This window comes from Candidatus Neomarinimicrobiota bacterium (genome assembly GCA_041862535.1).
In the GTDB taxonomy this organism is placed as follows: domain Bacteria; phylum Fidelibacterota; class Marinisomatia; order SCGC-AAA003-L08; family TS1B11.
In genome coordinates, this window is the sequence record JBGVTM010000255.1 from 1 (window position 1) to 4,771 (window position 4,771).

4 protein-coding genes are annotated in these 4,771 nt (G+C 53.4%); 2 read left to right on the plus strand and 2 right to left on the minus strand.

The genetic code is table 11. The annotated features are described in order from the left end of the window. Positions 1–138: 138 nt before the first annotated feature. Positions 139–777, plus strand: a complete 639-nt coding sequence (locus tag ACETWG_09435) for a SusD/RagB family nutrient-binding outer membrane lipoprotein (protein MFB0516807.1) — start codon at positions 139–141, stop codon at positions 775–777. 148 nt (positions 778–925) lie between these two features. On the opposite strand, the gene ACETWG_09440 is transcribed toward ACETWG_09435, so the two are convergent. Then, the gene (locus tag ACETWG_09440; protein ID MFB0516808.1) at positions 926–1,360 is read right to left on the minus strand and encodes a hypothetical protein; all 435 of its coding nucleotides are present in this window, start codon (positions 1,358–1,360) and stop codon (positions 926–928) included. A gap of 699 nt (positions 1,361–2,059) precedes the next feature. Here ACETWG_09440 and ACETWG_09445 point away from each other — a divergent pair. Next, on the plus strand, positions 2,060–3,070 hold the full coding sequence (locus tag ACETWG_09445) for a tetratricopeptide repeat protein (GenBank protein ID MFB0516809.1): 1,011 nt from the start codon (positions 2,060–2,062) through the stop codon (positions 3,068–3,070). Between the two features lie 75 nt (positions 3,071–3,145). Here ACETWG_09445 and ACETWG_09450 read toward each other — a convergent pair. Beyond that, the coding region (locus tag ACETWG_09450; GenBank protein ID MFB0516810.1) for a tandem-95 repeat protein at positions 3,146–4,771 on the minus strand (1,626 nt) is incomplete at its 5' end.

Consider the following 4,771-nt stretch of genomic DNA (forward strand, 5'->3'; position numbering starts at 1 on the left):
CAAAGCGACCCTACCTGTGGGCCTGGCTGCTGCCGCCAACCCTGGCTGTCGTGACAGGGCTGCTCACGTGGGCATCCGGCCAATCGCACCCTGGCTCTGGCTGAGGCACAGCAGGGCATCAGCTCGATAGATGGATCCATGAGAAGCCTCCACGGCCAGAGTAGTACGGAACAATGCCAATGGGCCCAGTTCCTCCAGCAGCGTGCCGGATACATGGGAGCGGGTGAGTTCCTGGTAGAATTGCTCAAGTCACGCAACGATCCACGACTGACGATCTACTTTACTAGCGCCCAGGATGCCGATACCGTCCGCGGCGCACCTCCCGGTGTCGGAGATACCAAGGCATCTACGCTTAATCCCGCTTACCTGGCAGCCGACGACGCGTCGATTGACCTGCTCAGCTTCGAAGAGAATAACCTCATTATTGCCGAATGTCAGTACTATGCCGGCAATGAGGCAGAGGCACTGGCTGCCCTTAACGACGTACGTACAGCCCTGGAGTCCAAGTGGGGTCTGGACGCCGGGACCTATCCCGCTCTGACGGGACTCACAGGCGAAGACCTGCTTCACGCCATTCTAGAAGAAAAGTACATCTCACTCTTCTTGAATATCGAGGTCTGGAACGACTACAAGCGTAACTGCTATCCGGAGCTCGTTCCATACGGCGGTGTCAAAATCCCCGGCCGCATTCTGTATTCGGATGCGGAAGTCCAGGCCAATAGAAACGTACCGGCCGATCCTTTGCGGAATGACAACGACCCCAACGTATGTCCCTAAGGCAAAGGTAGCCTTTCGGTATTCTTAGGCCAAAATCACCAAGTGCAAAAAGCCCGACCCAAATGAGGGACGGGCTTTTTGTTATTGCGACAAGTTAGTAGGGGCTGATGTGGGGTGCCTTGGTGAAGAAGCCGCCGCGCGGATGATTTCAGACCTTCAACCACTTGGCAGTGCGTACGAATCGCCGGGCCGTGCCGGTACCTTTGCGGGTATTAAACCACTTTTTCCACAACCAGGCCTGGGCCGGGAGATTGTGGGCCTCGGGGATGGGATAAGGCGCCATCATATACCAGAGCCGGCACAGGGCAATCCCGAGAACATCATTGTTTCGCAGCTCCTCGTCGAAGCGACCCGGTGCTTCCAAAAGCCAGGCTAACTCATATCCCAGAACCTTCTCCAGGTTCTCTTTCAGCTCGCGTTTGCTGGGGCGCTGAAGATAGCGGAACAGAATATCCTCCGCCGTTCGCGGATGGATTTGCCAATAGCCCAGCTCAGGACCGTCGTTAATCCCCTCGCGGAATTGAAAGCGGCTTTCCACCGCACCGGTCCTGAGCACCAGCTCCTCCGCATCTCGCGACCACATTTGTTGCCCTTTAAGGACGAGCCCCACCAGCAACCGTCTATCTGGATAGTGGAACCCTGTGGGAGTATGGGTACGGATACCACTCCCCAGGATTATGGGTATACTCAGGATAACGAGAAGGTAACGCACTTAATTGTAAATGGGGATAATCAGACTGGTAATGCCCTGGCTGCCGAATAACTGGCCATCGAATTCCTAGGATTAGGGCTACATGTCGAAGTGTTTAGAACCACACCATATGGACACTTGGCAGAGATGATGTGCTTCCATTCCGGTTCACCAGCCGCCAGTTCCATATTTTGACGAGAATCCCAATTGCTTATTTGACAGAGGTTAAATGCGCCTTTATAACACTCTGTGAGCATTGCCTAGATTAATTGCAATTTTTATGCCATTTCTGGGTAATATGCCGTACCGACCATACCGTTACCCAAGGTTGAGACTCAGGGTAAGCCTGGCTGCCCGAGGATTCGAATGTCAGCAGAAACGGCACCACCAGTCGGGTAGCGTTGAAACCTGGCCTGGTCACCGCTGGCAAAGATGCAAGGTCCGGCTTATGGTGTTCAATAATTTTCATACTTACATTTCAGTGATATTTACTTAGATCAGTCCTGGGTGTTTGCGCGAGATATCTGATCGCATGACTGAATTTCTGCCGATTTCGCAATCCAATGTCGAACCTGAAACCCAAGGCTTCTTATGAGCAACCACTGCATAACTCAAAATGGCCGGAAATTTAGCAGTTTTAAAGCGGCATGGGGATTCTTTTTTGCCCTGTTTGTCGTGAGTTGTGCAAATTCCTCTATTTATATCACCGTTAAAAGGCCCGGGGAGATCAATCTTAAGGAATACCGCAAGATTGCCATTGGTGACATCGTCGACCAATACGGAAGGAAGGGGAGCAGCGCTGAGGATCTGGCCGATGAGATCGCGTCGGTCCTGTTTGCCTCCCGGCAGTTCGAGGTTCTGGACCGGCAGCATCTGGCCCGGATCATGACCGAACACGCGCTTAGTGAAACGGGAATCATCGATGAGAGTAGCGCACCTGAGATCGGGAAGGTTATTGGGACGGCGGCGCTGGTATTCGGCCGGATTCAAACCGACCAGTACGAGGAAGACCTGGAAAGGGGGAAACCCTACAAAGACAAACAAGGGCACAGCCATCAAATCCATACTCGCAGAGGAACCTATCAGGTAGCCGCAAACTTGCAGGTCATCGACATCCAAACCGCCCAAATCCTGGCTGCCAAAAGCCTCATGGGCGAGCACACCGCCCGGAAAAGCGCCGACAATCAGGAACCGGAGAACATCGATCGCAACACCTTGTACCGCCGGTGTCTGAAAGATATCTCGCAGCAGTTCATGCGCATGGTTGCGCCGTATGATGTCCAGGTGCGCGCGGCGTTCCTGACCGATAAGCTCCTGCCGGAGGTAGACCAAGCTATCAGCTATTTTCGCATCGGCGAGTGGGAAGATGGTGTTGCCCTCCTGGAAGGGGCTGCCCGCAAGACCGGGCTGCCAGCCGAAGTCCAGGCCAAGGCTTTCTACGATCTTGGCCTGGCGGAAACCTACGCCGGGCAGTTTGATCAGGCCATCGAGCACCTGAAGACGGCCCTGAGCCTGAATCCCAGGTCAAGAAGGATTCAGAACGCCATCCTCCGGGCCAAAATGGAAAAAGAGAGCGCCGAGAGACTAAAGGAGCAGCTCTAGCCACGCTCATTACATTACCGTCGAAGTAAGACAGATAGGAAAATCCCCTCCGATCCCTTTCCCCAGCAACAGCAGTTATCGTAACAGGACCATTTTGATCTGGTGAACGAATCCAGGGGCTGTCATACGGGCAATATATACGCCGCTGGGGGCCTCCTTTCCTTGGAAGGTCCTCCCGTCCCAAATAACCTGATGGTAGCCAGCCGGATAGGGTTGCTCCACCAAGTGGGCAATCTCCCTCCCCAATAGATCGACCACCACCACATAGACCTTATCGGCCCTCGGGAGAGCAAAACGCAAGACGGTTTGGGAGTTGAATGGGTTAGGGTAGTTTTGCTCCAGGGCAAATTCACTCGGAACATTACCCGGTGCATCGATATCCAGCCCGCTGATATCCAGATTTAATCCAAACGGCCCGTTGTATGCCCAGGTGGTATCGTTACCATCGGTAGCCAGGACAGTCCAGAAGCCGGCGAGCTGATCGCTGATACCAGCAGCCTTCATTCGTGCCACCAGATCTTCATGGGCAAGCACAATGTAGGTTGTAGTGATGTCACTACCAGGAAGGATCGTTTCCAGTAAATCAAAGGCCTTGATAGAGTACCAGACTGAGTCCCCGTCAATATCTTCGGCTGGTTCCCAGCAGAAAGTCAGAGTATCACCGATATTGTCGGGTGTAAGTACGACGGTGGTGGTATCGATACCCGGGCCCAGCAGAGCGAAAGCCTCCGGCGCGTCATTCACGGAGATGACGGTTACCAATACCATCGCCGTATCAAACAAAACCCCGTCGGTGATGCTGTAGCTGAATGAATCGCTGCCAAAGAAATCCGCATCCGGGGCGTAATTGAATGTAATACCCGCCACTCCAACGGTATCCAAAAAGATGATACTTACCTGCCCATGACTCGCCTGCCAGGTAGTATCAGCAAGGTAAAACGCGTCACCATCAGGATCTGAGTCGTTAAGTAGTGCGGCAAGGGCCGCTACCGAGTCTTCGGCAGTCAGCAAGGTATCATTAATGGCAATAGGTGCCTCATTTACGGGCACGACTGTGATAGAGACTTTCATGGTATCACCCAGATCACCATCGAAAGCCAACAAAAGAAAACTCCCCTCAGTGACTCCTTCGCCAGGGATACCGGCCACCGAGTCTGGAGTGACCACCGAAAGCCACGAGCTTAAACTATCAAAAGTAAAGTCCAAGGCATCACCTTCAGGATCGATAGCCGTAGCGCGATAGCCGAAGGGCTCTTCTTCGGTGGCCGTTGCGCTGGCTGGCGATGTGATCCGGGGCGGATCGTTCACCGGCAATACGGTCACATAGACCTGGGCAGTGGCATACGCGGAATAGGGATCGCTGACAGTGTAAATAAAACTGTCCGGGCCGAAAAAATTGGCCTCAGGCGTATAGGTCACTGTCGTATCGCCAGCATCAATCACCACCTCCCCATGGACTCCCTGGGTTACGTCGGTCAGGAAAAGCAGATCGTGTTCAGGATCGGAGTCATTGGCCAATATATGGACGGTTACAGCCGAGTCTTCCAGGGTGGTCACCGAATCATTCACTGCTATAGGAACATTATTGACCGACGTTACCGTGATTGAGACAACTAAAGTATCACTCAGATCACCGTCGAAAGCCAACAAAAGAAAACTCCCCTCAGTGACTCCTTCGCCAGGGATACCGGCCACCGAGTC

Bases quoted from the DNA above. Each gene is read 5' to 3' on its own strand.
- ACETWG_09435 (MFB0516807.1), top strand. From the start codon at position 139: ATGAGAAGCCTCCACGGCCAGAGTAGTACGGAACAATGCCAATGGGCC.
- ACETWG_09440 (MFB0516808.1), bottom strand. From the start codon at position 1,360: ATGTGGTCGCGAGATGCGGAGGAGCTGGTGCTCAGGACCGGTGCGGTG.
- ACETWG_09445 (MFB0516809.1), top strand. From the start codon at position 2,060: ATGAGCAACCACTGCATAACTCAAAATGGCCGGAAATTTAGCAGTTTT.